At 60.8% G+C, this 17,703-nt stretch carries 17 protein-coding genes; 1 reads left to right on the plus strand and 16 read right to left on the minus strand.

What is annotated here, in order from left to right; translation table 11 throughout:
- Positions 1-463: 463 nt before the first annotated feature.
- The 12 genes from BSG20_RS13015 to BSG20_RS13070 form a co-directional block, all read right to left on the minus strand.
- Positions 464-1,378 carry a TIM barrel protein gene (locus tag BSG20_RS13015; RefSeq protein WP_072375817.1) on the minus strand — a complete coding sequence of 305 codons (915 nt, stop codon included), beginning with the start codon at positions 1,376-1,378 and terminating at the stop codon, positions 464-466.
- 103 nt (positions 1,379-1,481) lie between these two features.
- Positions 1,482-2,360, minus strand: coding sequence for an ABC transporter permease (locus BSG20_RS13020; protein ID WP_072375819.1), 879 nt, complete (start codon positions 2,358-2,360; stop codon positions 1,482-1,484).
- Between the two features lie 11 nt (positions 2,361-2,371).
- Positions 2,372-3,298, minus strand: coding sequence for an ABC transporter permease (locus BSG20_RS13025; protein WP_072375821.1), 927 nt, complete (start codon positions 3,296-3,298; stop codon positions 2,372-2,374).
- Positions 3,299-3,308: 10 nt separating this feature from the next.
- Complete coding sequence (locus BSG20_RS13030; RefSeq protein WP_072376041.1) at positions 3,309-4,292, minus strand: ABC transporter ATP-binding protein; 984 nt, start codon at positions 4,290-4,292, stop codon at positions 3,309-3,311.
- The gene (locus BSG20_RS13035) at positions 4,289-5,305 is read right to left on the minus strand and encodes an ABC transporter ATP-binding protein (protein WP_072375823.1); all 1,017 of its coding nucleotides are present in this window, start codon (positions 5,303-5,305) and stop codon (positions 4,289-4,291) included. The genes BSG20_RS13030 and BSG20_RS13035 overlap by 4 nt, the downstream gene beginning before the upstream one ends.
- Before the next feature lie 90 nt (positions 5,306-5,395).
- A complete protein-coding gene (locus BSG20_RS13040) occupies positions 5,396-7,024 on the minus strand; it encodes an ABC transporter substrate-binding protein (protein WP_072375825.1) in 1,629 nt (542 codons plus the stop codon).
- Positions 7,025-7,294: 270 nt separating this feature from the next.
- Positions 7,295-8,251 (minus strand): sugar-binding transcriptional regulator, encoded by a 957-nt coding sequence (locus BSG20_RS13045; RefSeq protein ID WP_072375827.1) that lies wholly within the window; start codon positions 8,249-8,251, stop codon positions 7,295-7,297.
- 84 nt (positions 8,252-8,335) lie between these two features.
- Entirely contained in the window at positions 8,336-9,040 is a 705-nt protein-coding gene (locus tag BSG20_RS13050; protein ID WP_072375829.1) for an HAD-IA family hydrolase, read from the minus strand.
- Positions 9,041-9,072: 32 nt separating this feature from the next.
- Positions 9,073-9,822: a glycerophosphodiester phosphodiesterase family protein gene (locus BSG20_RS13055; RefSeq protein ID WP_072375831.1), complete on the minus strand. Its 750-nt coding sequence runs from the start codon at positions 9,820-9,822 to the stop codon at positions 9,073-9,075.
- A 500-nt stretch (positions 9,823-10,322) separates the two neighbouring features.
- Positions 10,323-12,617, minus strand: a complete 2,295-nt coding sequence (locus BSG20_RS13060) for a xanthine dehydrogenase family protein molybdopterin-binding subunit (protein WP_072375833.1) — start codon at positions 12,615-12,617, stop codon at positions 10,323-10,325.
- On the minus strand, positions 12,614-13,597 hold the full coding sequence (locus BSG20_RS13065) for an FAD binding domain-containing protein (RefSeq protein WP_072375835.1): 984 nt from the start codon (positions 13,595-13,597) through the stop codon (positions 12,614-12,616). Before BSG20_RS13065 ends, BSG20_RS13060 begins: the two co-directional genes overlap by 4 nt.
- Entirely contained in the window at positions 13,597-14,070 is a 474-nt protein-coding gene (locus BSG20_RS13070; RefSeq protein ID WP_072375837.1) for a (2Fe-2S)-binding protein, read from the minus strand. Before BSG20_RS13070 ends, BSG20_RS13065 begins: the two co-directional genes overlap by 1 nt.
- 237 nt (positions 14,071-14,307) lie before the next feature.
- On the opposite strand from BSG20_RS13070, the gene BSG20_RS13075 reads away from it, so the two are divergent.
- Positions 14,308-14,901, plus strand: coding sequence for a TetR/AcrR family transcriptional regulator (locus BSG20_RS13075; protein WP_072376043.1), 594 nt, complete (start codon positions 14,308-14,310; stop codon positions 14,899-14,901).
- A 93-nt stretch (positions 14,902-14,994) separates the two neighbouring features.
- Here the strand turns inward: BSG20_RS13075 and minE are convergent, their stop codons facing one another.
- From minE to BSG20_RS13095, 4 genes are all read right to left on the minus strand, one after another.
- Positions 14,995-15,255: a cell division topological specificity factor MinE gene (gene minE, locus BSG20_RS13080; RefSeq protein ID WP_024316787.1), complete on the minus strand. Its 261-nt coding sequence runs from the start codon at positions 15,253-15,255 to the stop codon at positions 14,995-14,997.
- Positions 15,252-16,070, minus strand: a complete 819-nt coding sequence (minD, locus tag BSG20_RS13085) for a septum site-determining protein MinD (protein ID WP_072375839.1) — start codon at positions 16,068-16,070, stop codon at positions 15,252-15,254. Before minD ends, minE begins: the two co-directional genes overlap by 4 nt.
- Before the next feature lie 32 nt (positions 16,071-16,102).
- Positions 16,103-16,825, minus strand: coding sequence for a septum site-determining protein MinC (gene minC, locus BSG20_RS13090; protein ID WP_072375841.1), 723 nt, complete (start codon positions 16,823-16,825; stop codon positions 16,103-16,105).
- Positions 16,826-17,203: 378 nt separating this feature from the next.
- The gene (locus BSG20_RS13095) at positions 17,204-17,341 is read right to left on the minus strand and encodes a DUF1127 domain-containing protein (protein ID WP_072376045.1); all 138 of its coding nucleotides are present in this window, start codon (positions 17,339-17,341) and stop codon (positions 17,204-17,206) included.
- Positions 17,342-17,703: the final 362 nt, after the last annotated feature.

A 17,703-nucleotide genomic window follows, 5' to 3' on the forward strand; every position in this document is an offset into this window, starting at 1 on the left:
TTGTCAAACCGAGGATTGGCGTAGCGGACGACTGGCACGCAAGAAGGCATCGCGAGCGCGCCGGCCGTGTCGCATCCGTAAACGGGATCGGCAGTGCGCGTTCGAGATGGGCCTCAAATTCCCGCCGTCAAACCGGCCTCCCCTGGCATGAGATCCCAAATCGATGATAGCGACACTACTCGCCGATATCGGCACCTTCGATTCCAGCTCTCGCTCATCGAGGGCGCGATTGGCCGTGGAGTAGCACCCCGGCGTAGCTGAAAGCGTCAAGAAAGGCGCTGCTCAACCAGCTGCAATCCGGGGCTTGCGTTGCCAAATCACCTGTAGTCCCTTTCCCTCTTCCATCTCCTCGCTGCGACAGGTGCCGGTCGGAAAAGCGCCCGATGATGTTGACGGCGCAGGCTTCGCGGAATGTGCGAGCCTGGGTGGCGCCAAGGCTCGCACAGTTCTGCGTTGCCCAGCCCTATTCCGCAGCTGCGGCAATGCGATTACTGTTCAACGCGATGAGGCGCTTTGCGCGCTCGAGCGACGCACTTTGTTCGTTGCGATAGCGTGCGCCGATCTCCATCATCAGAACCGTGTCCGGCAGGAACGCGAGTTCGCTAAAGATGTCTTCCCAGTCGATATCGCCCCAGCCAAGCGGCATGTGCAAATCGCCGATGCCAAGCGCCGTCGATTCCTGCAGGTGGTAGGGCTTGTAAAAGCCCTGCGGGCGACCGAAGGAATCGTGGACATGGAGATGGCCGGCAACCGGTGCCATGGCCCGGATCTGTTCCCGGAAGTTCAGGCCGCGGTAGGTCGCCTCGATATAGGCATGGCTGAAATCGATTAGCGCCACCAAGTTTTGATGACCGACAGCCTTGACGGTCTCGGCCACCTCGACCGGCGTCTGGCGGTACTGCCCCGGTTCAGTGGTGAAAATGTTTTCGAAGGCAATCCGCACGTCGTAGCGCTTGGCAAATTCCGCCAGCTCGAACAAGGCCTCACGCTCGCGCTGGTCGGCCCCGGCACGCTCGAAGAGTTGGTCGGCGCGCAGATGGCCACCATGCTGCACAATGACCCTAGCGCCGATCAGGTCGCAGACTTGCACGAGTGCTTTTGCGGCATCGATCTGGTAGCGCGTGGTCGCCGGATCCATGAAGTTGGATGAGACGAGCCCGTGGACCGTGTAGCGGAACGGAAATTGCGCGGTCAGCGCCTCCAGGCGCTCTGCCCGCTCCTTGACGACACGGCCGCCAGCGATCAGGTCGATGCTGGTCAGGCCAAGCTCGACGGTCTCGACGCCAAGGCCGGCCAGGCGGCAAAGATCAGCTTGAAGGCTATCGAGTTCTCCGTCGACGGAGCCGGAATTGAAACCGGTCGAGATGATGTTGCTCATGGCATTTCCTTCTTGAATTGAGGGGTGTCGGGCTGCGGCGGTGGCCACCGCCGCACGCAAGGGAGATTTGCGGGGCTCTTGGGTCCGGAAGTAACCGTCCGCGTCAGGTGACGGTCGGGTCGAGCTTGTCGCGCAGCCAGTCACCGACAAGCGAGATCGAGAGTGTGGTCAGCATGATCACGCTGGCCGGCGCCAGCATGATCCAGGGTGCGCGCGTCAGGTATTCCCGTCCAAAGCCGACCATGTTGCCAAGGCTGGTCTCCGGCGGCTGGACCCCGAGGCCGAGAAACGACAGACCGCTTTCCATCAGGATGATTTCCGGGAAGGTCAGCGTCATCGAGACGATGAGGGTCGAAGCGACATTGGGCAAGATGTGGCGGAGATAGACGCGTGTCGGTGTCGCGCCGAGCTGCACGACGGCTGCCGCATAGCCCTGGGCACCGGCGGCGACGGCAAGGCCGCGTGCAATTCGTGCGTAGCGTTCCCAGCCATAAAAGCCCATCAGACAGACAAGCAGCAGCATTGAAGAGCCAAAGAAAGCCAGCACCGCCAGCGACATGATCAGGAATGGCAACGCCGCCTGGAAATCCGCCAGCATCAGCACGAGATGCTCCACAAAACCGCGAAAGCGGGCGGCAGCGAAGCCGAGAAACGTGCCGAAGACCGCCGAAAGCAGCGTCGCGCCGAAGGCGATGACCAGGGAAATGCGGATCGATTGGATCAAGCGTGAGAGAACGTCGCGCCCAAGCTCATCGGTTCCGAGCCAATGTTTTGCCGAACCCGGCATGGAAAGCCGGCTGGTGAGGTCCATCGCGGTGATATTGTAGGGCCGGATGTGATCGGCGAAGGCCGCAATCACTACCATGGCGATCAGCCACAGGATGCCAATGGCGACGAGCGGCGGCACGGTTTGCCGCAGGCGCCAGATCCAGCCGCTTCCTTTTCGGACATGCGGCGTTTCACTAAGATCGACAGAAGCCATGGTTGCTTTCCTCAATGTCCTGCGTGCGCGCGCAGCCGCGGATCGAGCCAGCCGTAGAGTAGGTCGACGACGAGGTTGGAGACGACCATCGTGGCGGCAATGATCAGGAGAATGCATTGAACGACCGCCAGATCGCGGTTGCTGACGGACACGACCAGCAGGCGGCCGATACCCGGCCAAGAAAAAATCGACTCCACCACAACGGCACCTGCGATCAACGACCCGACCATGAAGCCGACGATGGTGACGATCGGAACGGCGGCATTGGGCAGCGCGTGGCTCCAGACGACGTCGCGCCACTTCAGGCCCTTTGCGGATGCCGTACGAATAAAGGGTTGCCCCATGACCTCGATCATGGCGCTGCGCGAGAACCGGGCAAGAATGCCGATGCCGCCGATGCTCATCGTGATCGTCGGCAGGATACCATGCATCCAGGTATCCTGACCGCCGGACGGCAGAAGCCCGAGCACGACGGAGAAGATCAGGACGAGTACCAGCCCCATGACGAAGGAGGGTATGGTGAAGCCGAAGATCGCAAGCAGGATGACCCCGCGGTCGGCAAAACTCTGCCGGTGCAGCGCAGCGTAGACCCCGGCGGGAATGCCGATCACGAGTTTCAGGATCAGCGCCGGCACCGTCAGCTGCAGCGTCGCCGGAACGCGCTCCATCACCAGGCGCAGTGCCGATGCCTTGTCGCGCATCGACACTCCGAAATCGCCGGTGAAGATCGATTTGAGATAAGCGATGTATTGGACCCATAGCGGCTGATCGAGGCCCCAGGCCTTTCGGAACGCGTCGACGGAATCCTGCGGCACGTCGGGCCCCAACATCACCTGTGCCGGATCCCCGGACATGCGCAACACGACGAAGGCGAATGTCACGACGGCAAGGATCGTGATCAGCGCTCGAAACAACCGCACGAGAATGAAGCGAACCATCAGGGTCTTCCTATGCTGCAATTTGGGCGTCGTCGCCCGCTGTCACGTGGCAGGCCACGGTTCGCCCGTCTCCAATGTCCTTCAGCTGAGGCGCTGCGGTGCGACAAAGATCGCGCGCCAGCGGGCATCGCGGATGAAAGGCGCAGCCTGACGGACGATTTGCCGGATTGGGCGGCTCGCCTTGAAGGATCACGCGTCCTTGAAGAGGACTGCCGGGACGTGGCACGCTCGATACCAGCGCGCGAGTGTAGGGATGCATCGGCGAGCGGAAGATGACATCCGACGAAGCCTCTTCGACGACGCGACCGAGATACATGACGGCAACCCGATCGGCGATGTTGCGCACGACTTTGAGATCGTGGCTGATGAAGACCATGGCGATACTATGCTGTTGCTGAAGGTCGCGCAGCATGTTGATGATCTGCGCCTGGATCGAAACATCGAGTGCCGAAACCGGCTCGTCGCAAACCAGAAGCTTCGGTCGAGAGGCGATTGCGCGCGCGATCACAACCCGCTGACGCTGCCCGCCGGACAATTCGTGCGGGAAGCGCGTGGCCTGGTCCGGTCTCAGACCGACCGCACTCATCAGTTCGGCGACCCGCGCCGCGCGATGTTCCTTCGGAATGAGCCGATGAATCTCGAGGGGCTCAGCCATTTGCGTGGCAATCGTCAGGCGTCGGTCGAGCGCCGCAAGCGGATCCTGATAGACGAGTTGCATCTTCGCACGTAGCTTCCGCCATTCGGGCGTTGCGCCGGCGGGCATTGCCTTTCCATCGAACACGACCTCGCCTTCTTGTGCGGCATCGATCCCCAGCAACATGCGCCCGAGCGTTGATTTTCCCGATCCGGACTCTCCGACGATACCGAGCGTCTCGCCCGCCATGACGGCAAGCGAGATACCGTCGACGGCTCGAACCGGGGTCGGATGGCCAAACAATCCGCGGCGTACATGGTAGATGCGAACGAGGTCGCGGGCTTCGATCAAGGGCGTCATCGCGCCATCCCCTCTGCGATCCGGCATCTCGTCTCGGCGGTGATCGCTGCCGACGGGACCGGTCGGCAACATGCGAGCCGGCGACCGCGGCCGATCGAAACGAGCGGCGGCAATTCTTGGCCGCAGGCCTCGGCGGCGCGAGAACAGCGCGGCGAGAAGGAGCACCCTTTTGGCAGTCGCCGGGGATCGGGAACGGTCCCGGCAATTGGAATCAAACGCTGGCGAGGACCGTCAATGCTCGGGATCGCATCAAAGAGGCCGCGCGTATAAGGATGGCGCGGATCGGCAAAAAGCTCCGCGACCGTACCTTCCTCGACGATGCGTCCGGCATACATGACGCAGACGCGCTCGCACACCTGCGACACGGCGCCGAGGTCGTGGCTGATGAAGACCGTCGCCATGCCGGTCTCGGCCCTGAGCGAGATCAACAAATCCAGAATCTGCGCCTGGATCGTCGCATCGAGCGCTGTTGTCGGCTCATCGGCAATCAGCAGGTCCGGCTCGCCGGCGAGCGCCATGGCAATCATCAGCCGCTGACACTGCCCGCCTGAGAATTCGTGCGGATAGAGATCGAAACGGCGCCGCACATCCGGGATGCCGACCATATCCATCAGCCGCCACGCCTCTACCTTCGCCGCCTCGCCGCGAAGACCGCGATGAATGGAAAGCGCCTCGGCGATCTGCCGGCCGATCGTCAGAACCGGATTGAGCGAACTCGACGGGTCCTGGAAGATCATCGCGACGCGTCCACCTCGGATCTGCTCCAGCGCGGCGCGAGGCGCACCCAAAAATTCCTGCCCTTGGATTTTCACCGATCCAGCTACGCTCGCCTTGCCGGGCAGCAGACCGAGCGCCGCGAGCCAGGTCACAGACTTGCCGCAACCCGATTCACCAACGAGGCCGACTGCCTCGCCTTTGGCGATGTCGAGATCGATACCATGCAATACCTGCACGCCGTCGAAGGCGACTTTCAGCCCGCGTATTTCAACGAGCCTGGTGACAGTGGCACTCATCCGTTCACCCTTTTCTCCGGTCGTTTGCGTCCATAGCGAACGAAAAGGATCCGGCGGTTCGTCACCGCCGGATCACATTCATGGCCGAAATCAGCTCGGCCAGTTGTTGGAACGGAAGTCCATTGCGAAGGCCGGCGCGGCCTTCCACTTCAGCGATGACTTCATGCCAGTGAAGACGGCGTTCTGATGCAGGACCTGGTAGACGGGGTCTTCGCGCTCGCAAATCTCGAGCATGCGGGCGAAGGCCTTCTTGCGTTGCACGCGGTCGGTGCTGGTTTCCATAATCTGCGACATCTGGTTGACCTCGGCATTCGACCAGTCCTTCTTTTGCTGGACTTCGCCATTGGGGCCGAACTGGGCGACGATCGAGGACACCGGATCGTTGAAGCCTGCCCCAGCCGACCAGTCACGCACCCCCTTGATACCTGCCGGATCGTGGATCTGACCCCAGTTCTCCTTCATTTCGATCTCGACGTTGAGGCCGACCTGTTTCCACATCTCGACCATGATCTGACCGTTCGCGGTCTGGTTGGTGTAGTAGTTGTTGAGCAGGCGGAAGGGGATCGGATCGCCCTTGTAGTTGGCTTGCTTCAGGAGATCTTGTGCCAGCGTCGGATTGTATTCGGGAACGAACCATCCCTCGACGAGCATGTCGCCATAGAAAGGGAACTGCAGGCCCGCGGGAATCTTCGTCTGGCCGGCCCATAGCGCATCGACGATCGCCTGGCGGTCGATCGAATGGGTCATGGCGCGGCGAACCAGCGGGCTCTTCAAAACGGGGTTCTGGACGTTGAAAACCGAGATGCGGTGATTGTTGATGGTCGAACCCTGCACCTCGAAGCCGGGCGTGTTCTGGACAGTGGCGATCTGGTCTGGCGGAAGGTCGCAGGCGAAATCGTATTCGCCGGAGAGCAGCCCGTTGACGCGCGAGGCGACTTCGGGGACTTCAACGAAGCGGATCTGTTCGAGCGGTGGGCGGCCTCCCCAGTATTCGTCGAAGGCCACCAGTGTCAGCGACACGTCGGGCTTGAATTCGGCAACCCTATAGGGACCGGTCGTGACTGGCTTGCGGGCCCAATCGACATAGGTTGCAGCCTCATCCCAGGCGCGGCGGTTGGCAATCTGGCTGCCGAAGGCATAGAGGCGGCCCTCGAGCGTCACATCGGGCGTCGCGTTGTGGAAGCGAACCGTATATTTGTCGATGGCCTCGACACCGGCGAGTGCCGGCCACAGACGGCGACCGACGCCTGGCACAGTTGCCGGCAATTCCTTAACTGAGGTCGGCTTGTTGTCGTCTTCGAAGATCGTCTTGCCGCCAGCCGGCTGCGTGCTGGCGAACACGCGCTGGGAGGAGAAGCTGAAGACGACATCGTCGGCTGTCAGCTCGTCACCGTTGTGGAACTTCGCGCCTGGACGCAGCTTCAGCTCAAGGGTCTTGTCATCAATGCGCTTCCAATCGCTTGCTAGACCAGGCACCGGCCCCTGATTGCCCATCCAATCGCGCAGGATCAGGCCCTCCCAGAGATTGGGGAAGAACACGCGCTCGCCGACATTCGACTGCTCGTTCCAGATATCAAGCGTGTTGTTGTTGGTGATCTTCTGCACCGCAATCGTCACGGACGGCCGCTTGCCCTGGCTCAATGCGAAGCGTGGCAAAATCGCGCTGCCGGCTGTTGCACCAAGCAGCCCCAGGACGCTGCGTCGATTGATTGAAAGCATGAGGGTCTCTCCTTTGGCGAGGTTTCTTGTCGGACACGGGGTCGGTCGTAATGTCGCGGTGTTTTATGGCCGGCTAGGTGTCGTTTTGTTGATGATCCGATGAAGTTTATGTGACATTTAAGCAATTGTATTCATTCACTAATATTAAACAATTTTTGGCATCGGATATCGACCTAAATCCATATGGATTTTGGTTCACAAGGCTCGTGTCGAGCCAGGCCGGCAATGTACAATCGGCAGATCAGGTCGTCGTTTCTGACGGCTCCGTCGTCATCGTCCAAGCAGGCTCTGCGCAGTGATCTCGTCAGTCATCAAACCGTTGATCAGGCGTCCCCTGAGAGCGCCCTGAATAGCTGGCAGCTTCCGTTCGCCCTTCGCCACGCCGATCACCACCGTCCTGCTGCAGGAGGGAATAGGCGCGCTGGCGACGCGGTCGTTGGTGAGGCCGTCGATCAATTTGCCGTCTTTATCGAACGTCCAGCCGACAATCTCTCCGACCGCACCTGCCTGGTGCAGGAGTTTGAGTTCGTCCTTCAGGATGAAGCCATCGAGGAAGAGAGGGGCTTGAACGCCCACGTCCCCGATGCCGACAAAGGCAACGTCTGCACGTGCGGCAAGCGACAGCGTCTGGCGGATCACCGGTTGGCTGTGGAGGATCGTCCGTTCCTGTCGCGACGAGGCGATGACCGGAACCGGCATCGGAAAGCATTTCGCGGTGATCAGGTCGGCGAGCTTGAAGACGACATTGTAGAACCAGACCGATCCTTCCCGGGTGATATTGCCGGTCAAGGAAACGATTCTGTGCTGAGGCGCCTCCATCGGCACCATTTCCTCGATCGCGGCCTTGAGCGTATGGCCGGTTCCAATCGCGATGACGGCAGCCTTGTCGCAGGCCAGCCGCCGTTCGATTTCGGCAGCTGCGGCCTGGGCAAGCCCGCCGCTCAAGCTCTGGGCATGCTCACCCGATGGGATCACCTCCACGAACTGCAACGAGAACTTGCTTTTCAGCCGTGCGGCCAGGCTCATGCAGTGCCCGACCGGATGGTCGAGCCGGATCTTGATCAGGCCCTGAGAGACCGCGCGTGATACGAGCCGTTGGGCGGTCTGCCGGGAAACGCCAAGCTTCTGGGCGATCTCGTCCTGACTGTGCCCGCCTATGTAATAGAGCCAGCCCGCCTTGGCAGTGAAATCAAGCCGACTGCCATAGTCATCTCGCCTTGCGATCATCTCGCCGTCCTCCCTAGCATCTGTCGCCGTGGGATTGACCGGCCCTGCGATGCATCATCCTGCGCGCCGCGGCGTCGATCGATATCACGCCTCCACCTCCGCTGACCGCTGGGCGTGGTGCTGGCTGCCACCAAGGCGCTGCAGGATCTGCTGCAGCTCTTCGGCGCCGAGAGCGACTTCTTGCGCCCCCGCCGTCAACAGGGCTTCACGCCTATCTGAGCGCGGATCACTTGGCGCCACGAAACCGATCGCCTGCACTCCGGCAGCACGTGCCGCTTGAATGCCGGCCGGGCTGTCGTCTATAACAACGCTTCGCGCGCCACTCGCCCTCATTTTGGACAAACAGAGCTCGATGAGATCCGGGGCCGGCTTGGGTGCAGCCACCATCTCGGCGCTGAAGACGTTCGGCGCGAAGTCTGACCACAGATCGAGAAGACCGAGGCTCATCCCAAGGCGTTCAACCGTGCTATTCGACGCGACACATTTTGCGACGTCGAGCCGACGCAGGACTTTGCCGATGCCCTGCATCGGCCGGAGCTCGCGGCGAAAGGCGGCAAATATCTCCGTATGCCACGCGGCAAAGACGGAATCGACGTCGGCAAGGCCACGGTCAGCAAGAATATCCCGCAATTCGGGTTCCGACTTTCCGGTGAATTCGATGAGCACCTCGCGCGGCGTCATCGCAATGCCAGCGCGGGTTACGGCATGAGCAAGCGTGCGCGCGGCAATCGGTTCGCTATCGATCAACACGCCGTCGCAATCAAAAATCAGAAGGTCTATGTCTCTCATAAATTCACAATTCAGCTGCGGTTGCCGAGCGATCAAGCGGCGGTATCGCGCGATCCGGTACGGACCACCAAAGCAAGGGCTGGATTATCGCTGGTGATCCAGCCGACGCCTTGGCTGAGCCAGTATTCGAGCTCCTCTCGCTCGTTCAAAACCCAGCAGCAGAGACGTTCGCGCGAAACGATCGCGACGGCATCCTGAAAGGCCGCCGCCAACAACGTTTTCTCGACGGCAACGATGTCAGCAAGTTCCGCGGCTTTGGTGATGGTCGCAGTCACGCCGAGCGCCTCGGCGGACTTGGCATTGATCGAGCACAGGCGGCCGATTTCGGGGGCGACGCGTCTGCACTGCGCGAGAACGTCGAGACTGAAGCTTGTCAGCAGGCTACGCTCGGCAAGTCCATGGCGCCGGATGGCCGCGGCCGTCAAGGCTTCGATCCCTTCGTAAGCCACTCCATCGGCGTCGGCCTTTAGCTCGACATGAAGTTCGAGCGGCCGTGAGCAGGCAAAGAGAGCAAGCGCCTCATCGAGGGTCGGGATCGGTTCCTGTGACCCTTTGAGACGGGTCGCCCGCCGGTCGGCAGGCGAGAGCGCCTTGACCTTGCCCGTTCCTTCAACCGTGCGGTCGAGCATGGCATCATGTATGACGACGAGTTCGCCCGCGTCTGTCAGGTGCAGGTCGAATTCGATGGCATCGACCGGCAGTTCCAGTGTCTTTCTGAAGCCCTCCAATGAATTTTCGGGCCATAGATTACGTGCGCCGCGATGGCCAACGATCCTTGTCATGGGACATACTCTCTCAGTTGAAATCATGCGCAGCCCGCGGATACGATGCTCGCCCGTCACACTGTGACAGACGTGAAGCTGGCATTGCGTTGGGTCCTTCGATCTGAACTTGGCCACCAGCGATGGGGGGTTGGCGGCGACTTATATTGCGCGTAGATAACCGTTGCATGACATCTGCCTCCACGGGTGAGCAAATGCTCAACTCCGCGAGCAAAGCGGCTTGCGCAAGTGCGGCTTGGGATTTTCCGTGCGGTTCGTGGCCCTGAAGCAGGCTTATTGAGCCTGAAGCGCCGATCGCTTGCCTATGCTGGGACGATACCAGCGAGCACTTCCGCACGCGCCGGCAGTTGCGGTCCGCGATGGCAGTGCTGAGCTGGTGCAACGTCTGGGCTGCGGAGGTTCGCTATAAAAAATCTGTTCCCGCGCGCTGCAATCATGGCGCGCGAGAACTACGAACGGTCCATCACCTTGGCAGCAACCAACCTGACAAACGAACCATGTCACAGCAGCTTGTCGAGCGTTATCGGTAGGTCACGAACCCGCTTGCCGGTTGCGTGGAAGACGGCGTTGGCGATTGCCGGCGCGACACCGACGATGCCTACCTCGCCCACGCCCTTACCCCCAAGCACCGAGGCATTGAGGTCAGGAATGCCAACAGAGATCACCTGGATCGGCGGGATGTCGGCATTGGTCCCAACGAGATAGTCTCCGAGATTGTTGTTGATGACGCGCCCGTTGCGCTGGTCAACCAAGCCTTCTTCGAGCAGCGCCTGACCGATCCCCATGATGATGCCGCCGCGCCACTGGCTCTCTGCGAGCTTTGGATTGTAGATCCTGCCGCAATCGAATGCAGAGACCATGCGGGAGACGCGGATTGTGCCAAAATCCTCGTCCACCTTCACCTCCACGAAATGCGCGCACCAGCTGTGCATGGAAAATTCACCCGCCGTTGGCCCCTGGATGCTTCCCATCGTCGTCCAGGCTTTCCTATGGCCCTCCGGGCCCTGGTCTCCTTCCGGAAGGGTGTTTCGTCTTGTTTCGATGACGTCGCGGCCCAAAGCTGTCATAAGGTCCGCAATGGAGACAGACAGACCTCCGTCACGGGGCACTGAAATCCGGCCGTCTGCGACCGTCAGTGTGTTGGCGCCGGTATCACGAAACGGAGAGGCGCCGTCGTTAAGGGCGAGTTCGATCAGTTCGTCGCGGGCAGCCAATGCGGTCTTGTGGACGGCTCCGGTGATGGCGCCGGCGAGCATGGAGCCGCCGGCGACCGTGGCACCAGGAAGCGATGAATCGCCAAGCCGCACGTTGATGCTTTCAGCCGGAACGCCAAATACGTCGGCCGCCGTCTGGGCGAGGATCGTGTAGGTGCCCTGCCCCATATCGATCGCGCCGCTGACGACCTCCACTAAGCCATCGGCGAGGATGCGGATCAAGGCCTCGCTCGATGCGCGCAGAACCGGGAACGTGCCGCATGCAACACCCCAGCCGATGAGTTGTCTGCCATCGCGCATCGAGCGCGGCGCTAAGCTGCGGCGTGACCATCCAAACGCCTCGCCGCCTTCGGAGAGTGCCTCGCGCAGCCGGCGGGTCGACCACGGCTTTCCGGATTGCGGATCACGCTCGGCATAGTTGCGAAGTCTGAGCTCGACGGGATCGATGCTAACCGCATAGGCAAGTTCATCCATGGCGCTTTCGAGACCGAAAGCACTTGGGTTCTTGCCCGGCGCGCGCAACGCTCCGGGCATGACGGTATTTACCGGCACAAGACGGTGTTTCGCGCTGAAATTCTCCACAGCATACATCAATGGCGTCGCAGCGTTTGTCTGCTCGGGAAAATCCGCATAAGTGGCGGTCTCGCTGGCCCCTAGATGGACGATCGACTGCAGCACACCGTCGGCGTTGGCACCGAGCGCGATGGTCTGCCTGGTCTCGGCTCGGCCGCCATAGGCGGTAAAGGTCTGCGGGCGCGTCACAGCGAGCTTGACCGGTCGCCCGAGCTTGCGGGCTGCTGCCGTTGCAATGGCGCCATAGGCATAGGCTGTCGCCTTGGACCCGAAGCCTCCACCGATGAAGGGCGAGATAATACGCACGTCGTCATACGGCAGTCCGTACCATTCGGCATAGGTGCGGGCCATGCCATGCGTCCATTGGCTTGGCTCCCAGATGGTCAGCTTGTCGCCGTGCCATTGGGCGATCAGTCCATGCGGTTCGATCGTCACATGATATTCACGCGGCGTTCGGTATTCTGCCTCGATGCGCACCGGTGAGGCGGCGAGCGCAGCCTGCGCGTCACCCCAGGTCACCGCAAGCGCATCGAGCGTCTTCCCGTCTCCAGCCTTCGGATCGTCGAAGTCAATGAGTGCCGACGCTTCCTCATAGACGATGTCGACCAGCCGGGCAGCTTCGGTCGCCTGCTCCAGCGTTTCACCAATCACGGCAGCGACTGCCTGACCATTGAAGCTGACAGTGCTCGAGAGGGGATAGTAGGGTTGGTTGTCCGGCCGGTTTCCGTACCAGTCGGACGCCATCTTCAGGCCGAGATCGTCGTCAGGTGTCAGCACCAGCAGCGTGCCTGGCGCCGCTTGTGCCCTTGTAGCGTCAACCTTGATAACGCGACCGGCAGCGATCCGGCTCTGCACCAGAACAGCATAGGCCAACCCTGCAACCGGTTGTTCCAAAGCATATGTCGCGCCACCAGTGATCTTCAGTCTTCCATCGAAGCGCGAGAGGCGGCCGCCGATGGTACCATCGGAGGCGTCGCCGCGTTTGCCGCGGGGTTCCATGACGTTCATGCCAGACCTCCCATCGTCAGAATGGCGCGCGCAACGACACGCGGCGCGAGTTCGATCTTGTACCGATTGCCGCCATGAGCGACGGCGCCTTCCATTGCCAGTCGGCTTGCCTTCTCGACCGTGCCTGCATCGATGACCTTCCCAATCAGAGCTTTTTCGACTGACCGTTCGCGCCAGGGTTTGGTGGCAACGCCACCCAACGCAACACGGATGTCGCGGATCGTCCTGCCATCCGCCTCCAGCTCCAGCCCGACGGCAGCGCTTGCGGCTGCAAATTCATAGGATTGGCGGTCGCGGACCTTGAGGTAGGTCGAATTTCTAGCAAGTGGCGACGCCGGAACGAGGACCGCCACCACCATCTCGCCACGCTCAAGGGTCGTTTCACGTTCGGGCGTGTCGCCGGGGAGCACGAAGAAGTCTTCGGCAGTGACTTTGCGGCCACCAAGATCGATCGTCGCCTCCAGGGCAACCAGCGCAACGGCGAGATCACCGGGATAGGAGGCAATGCAGGCATGGCTGGTTCCAAGCACCGCGTGATTGCGAGTCACACCAGCGATCGCAGAGCAACCGGAGCCGGGAGCGCGCTTGTTGCAAGCGGAAAACGTCGCGGGATCGCGGAAGTAGGGACAGCGCGTCCGCTGCAGAAGGTTGCCGCCGATCGTCGCCATATTGCGCAGCTGAGGAGATGCCGCCAGCAAAAGCGACTGTGAAATGACGGGATAGTCCGCACGAATTCCCGGGCTGCCGGCCACATCCTCCATCTTCGCAAGCGCGCCGATGGTAACGCCATCAGCATTCGCCGAAATCTCCGCCAAGCCCGGGACATGACTGATGTCGATGACCGAATCCGGTTCGGCAACACCGCATTTGGCAAGATCGAGAAGCGTCGTGCCGCCGGCAAGCAGCATCGCGCCTGATTGCATAGCGCGCTGGCGGGCATCGTCGAGGGAGCCAGCTCGGATATAGCTAAAGTCTCTCATCACGCCATCTCCGCCGCTTCGCGCACTGCCGCCACGATATGATTGTATGCGCCGCACCGACAGAGATTGCCGGCCATGTATTCCCGGATCTCTTCGTCCGAGCCCGCCCGACCTTCGCGAATGCAGGCGACGGCCGACATGATCTGGCCTGGCGTGCAATAGCCACACTGGAAGGCGTCATGCTCCAGGAAGGCCGCCTGCACCGGATGCAGATCGCCATTCCCGGCCACAAGCCCTTCGATCGTGGTGATGTTGCGCCCTTCGACCTGGGCAGCAAGCGTCAGACAAGCAAGCACACGCTTGCCGTCGACATGGACGGTGCATGCACCGCATTGCCCTTGGTCGCACCCCTTCTTGGTGCCGGTAAGACCAAGTTGCTCACGCAATGCATCGAGCAACATCACCCGCGGCTCGACATCGAGCTCGTGCCGCCTTGTGTTGATGTCGAGGGAAAGATGAACCGTTCGTGTCATGATAAGCTCCTGCTATCGTCACGAGATTGGACGTCGGAAATCCAAAAAAGATGGTCGTCCGAGGTCGGTGCGCTAGGTAATGTCATCAAAAGCAAGCCTAGGCAGGTTTGGCATGACATCCTGCCCCCTTCTGGATTAAGAAGTCGAAGGCACCTGCCTGCATTAAGCGGAGGCGCCTCCGTTTAATCTAGTGACTTGCCGTCCATCGTCAAGTCCGGAATCTGCTTGGAGCTTATTTTGGCCTCGGCCCCGCCGAAGACGGAACCGTCCACATCGCCGCCATTGCGCGCCGACGCCCGCCGCAATCGCGAGAAACTGGTCGAGGTTGCCGCCGCCGCCTTCGCGGAAGCCGGCGTCGAAACATCGCTGGAAGACATTGCCCGCAGAGCCGGCGTTGGCATCGGTACGCTCTACCGGCATTTTCCAACGCGCGAGCATCTCGTCGAGGTGGTCTATCGCCGAGAACTCGAAAGCCTTGCGGCAGCCGCGAAGGAACTGGCGGCAAGCGATGCGCCTGATGTTGCGCTGGAAGAATGGATGCGCCGCTTTGTGGATTACATCGCCGCCAAGCGGGGGATGGCAACCAGCCTGAAAATCCTGATGGACTCCAACGCCTCGCTGTTTGCCGAAGGCAGCGGCATCCTGCGAGGAGCCGCCGAAAATCTTCTAAGAGCAGCAGCCGAGCAAGGATTCATTCGAAGCGACATCGACACGACGGACCTTCTGCATGCCCTTTCGAGCATCTATTCGCTACCGGCGTCTGCGGAATGGCGGGACCGCTCGAACCGGCTTATCGGCCTGCTGATGGACGGACTGCGGACGCAAAAATAGCCGCCCCACGTCCATGGGGCGACGTAAACGGAACCACGTCTGAGATGGCTTCCGGACAGGAAAAGAAGCGGCGCTCTTGGCGCCGCTTTGGATTCATGCCGCCCGAACACTCGCGCCAAGCGGGATTTCCACGTCGATCTCGAGGATCGACATATGCTCGTCGCGATCCATCGTGACGCGAACCCTCTCGCTATCGACCTGCACGTGCTTAGCGATGACGGCAAGGATTTCTTCGCGCAGCAGCGATACGAGATCGGATCCTGCCGAAACGCGCTCGTGCGCCAGTAGTACCTGCAGGCGCTCTCGGGCCGCCGGCGCGGTCCTCTGTTTGCTAAAAATGCTGAAAATGCTCATGCAGCGGCCCTCCGTCCGAAGATCTTGCCGAAGATGCCTCGCTTCTCTCCCGGAACGACGACAGGCAGCTCTTCGCCAGCCAGTCTGCGCGCAGCATCGAAATAGGCCATCGCGGGCGCGCTGCGGCTATCGGCCAGGGTCACGGGGCTACCGATATTGGACGCGCGCAGCACATCCGTGCTTTCGGGAATAATGCCGAGGAGCGGAATGGAGAGGATCTCCAGCACGTCATCGACTTTGAGCATGTCGCCGCGTTCAGCGCGGCTGGCATCATAACGCGTCAGGAGCAGATGTTTTTCCATCCGCTCGCCGCGCTCGGCCTTGGCAGTTTTCGCGTCCAGCAGGCCGATGATGCGATCGGAGTCGCGGACGGACGAGACCTCGGGGTTCGTCACGACCACCGCCACATCGGCGTGGCGCATGGCGAGTGTGGCACCGCGCTCAATCCCGGCGGGACTATCGCAGATGATCCAGTCGAAGTGACGCTTGAGGTCATTGATGACGCGCTCAACACCCTCAGCCGTAAGGTTGTCCTTGTCCCGCGTTTGCGAGGCCGGCAGCAGGAAGAGCGTCTCCAACCGCTTGTCGCGGATCAGCGCCTGCGAAAGCTTGGCATCGCCCTGGATGACGTTGACAAGGTCATAGACGACCCTTCGCTCCGCCCCCATGACCAGATCGAGATTGCGCAGGCCGACATCGAAGTCGACCACGACCACTTTCTCGTTCCTCTGCGCTAAGGCCGCTCCGAGGGCTGCGGTGGATGTGGTCTTGCCCACTCCGCCCTTGCCCGAAGTGACGACGATGACTTTCCCCATCTTTCTCTCCTGTTTAATAGCCAGCTTCGGGCCTAGATAAGTTTCTCTGCCTTGATCGAATCGCCTTCCAGCCAGAGCTGAACGGCGTGTCCGCGAAGGTTCGGCGCTATGTCTTCCGCCATCTTGTAGATGCCGTCGATCGCGACCAGCTCCGCCTCAAGCTTGCGGCAGAAGATGCGCGCCGACGTATTCCCGACAGAGCCCGCCATCGCGCGCCCCCTCAGTGTTCCGTAGACATGAACCGAGCCGCCGGCGATAATTTCCGAACCGGATGCGACGGAGCCGATGACCGTGACGTCGCCTTCCGGAAAAATCAGCGACTGACCCGAACGAATCGGCTCGCGAATGACGATCGACTGCAATGCCGGGCGGGTCTCGACAACCGCGGGCTTGGCACGAACATCGATGATCGGCTCCTGCTGGGGGACCTCGAAATCGGAGACCGGGCGCCCGCCCTTGAGCGCCGGCGGCATGCCCGGACCGAGAAGCGACGGACGGCAGCCCTCAATGCCCATGATGCTGACGTTGCGCTGCGCAAGCTCAGCAACCAAGCCCTTCAGCTGCGCCCGGTCAATCTCCAGGTCGCTGACGTCGAGTACGACCGGTCGCCCCAGGAAGAAGCCGGCGGAGCGCGCGGCAAGATCATCTAGTCTTACGAGCCAGTCATCGAAGGGAAGATCTGGCGAAAGCATGACCGCCAGGAAGGAGCGGCCCTTAATGCGGATCGAGCGAGCGTTTGTTAGCACTTTGGTCATCTAGGTTAAGAAATCGTTGAATATTTCTATGTCTGATTTGGTTAATAAATAGTTAATTTCCGGGCCCGGATCATTAACAAGCCTCAGCGCGCGCACTCAAAAAATTCGCGATGTGCCATCGACACGCCATGCCGGACAGCGACCTTCAAAGGTCTGTTTTTAAGACACTATTGGGCGCGGAGCTTCGCAGCGGAGAAGCAGGCCAACCCACCCGAAAGTTCACGCCCGCCGCTGTGGCCCGAGGGCTTGAGCTGGACGGAGCCGTCGCCGAAGGCAAGCCCGAGTCGGCACGCAGGCTCTCGCCCTCGTCCGTGCAGGCACCAAAAACAACAAAGGCCCGCATGAGCGAGCCCTGATGTCTGGATATTGTTAAGAGTCTTAGCGGCCGTAAACCAGGCGCTTAATATCGCCGCGCGTGACGCCGATGTCCTTCAATGCTGCATCGTCGAGTCGGGAAAGATCTCTGTATGCCTTACGGAGCTGAAGGAACTCCCCGAACCTGTTGCCGATTTTCATGTCATATCTCCTTGTGCGTTGCACAATTATATAGCTCATCGCCTCCTCAATGAGCACTTCGAAAACCGCATACGAGGCATCCGGAATTTGCAACGTCGACATGCAGGTTGAGAAGAAAACCGCGAGCCGCTGCCGCCACTCGCTGCCAAAAAGCTTACCGGACGCACCCATATCCGATCGGCGATTCGGAAGTGCGGCCCCGCTAACGCAAACCTATAGCCAGGATTTCGAATTGATACTGCGCAACTTCGTGCATTGGCGAAACGAACGTTTCACATCTCGGCATTTTTGCCTGAAAGCTGAAACGCAATTTCCTCATGGCTGCACTAATCTCTTCACAGACCATAGGCTTGGAGGATCGA

Origin of the sequence: Rhizobium tibeticum (assembly GCF_900110205.1) — a bacterium.
GTDB classification, from domain to species: Bacteria; Pseudomonadota; Alphaproteobacteria; order Rhizobiales; family Rhizobiaceae; genus Rhizobium; species Rhizobium tibeticum.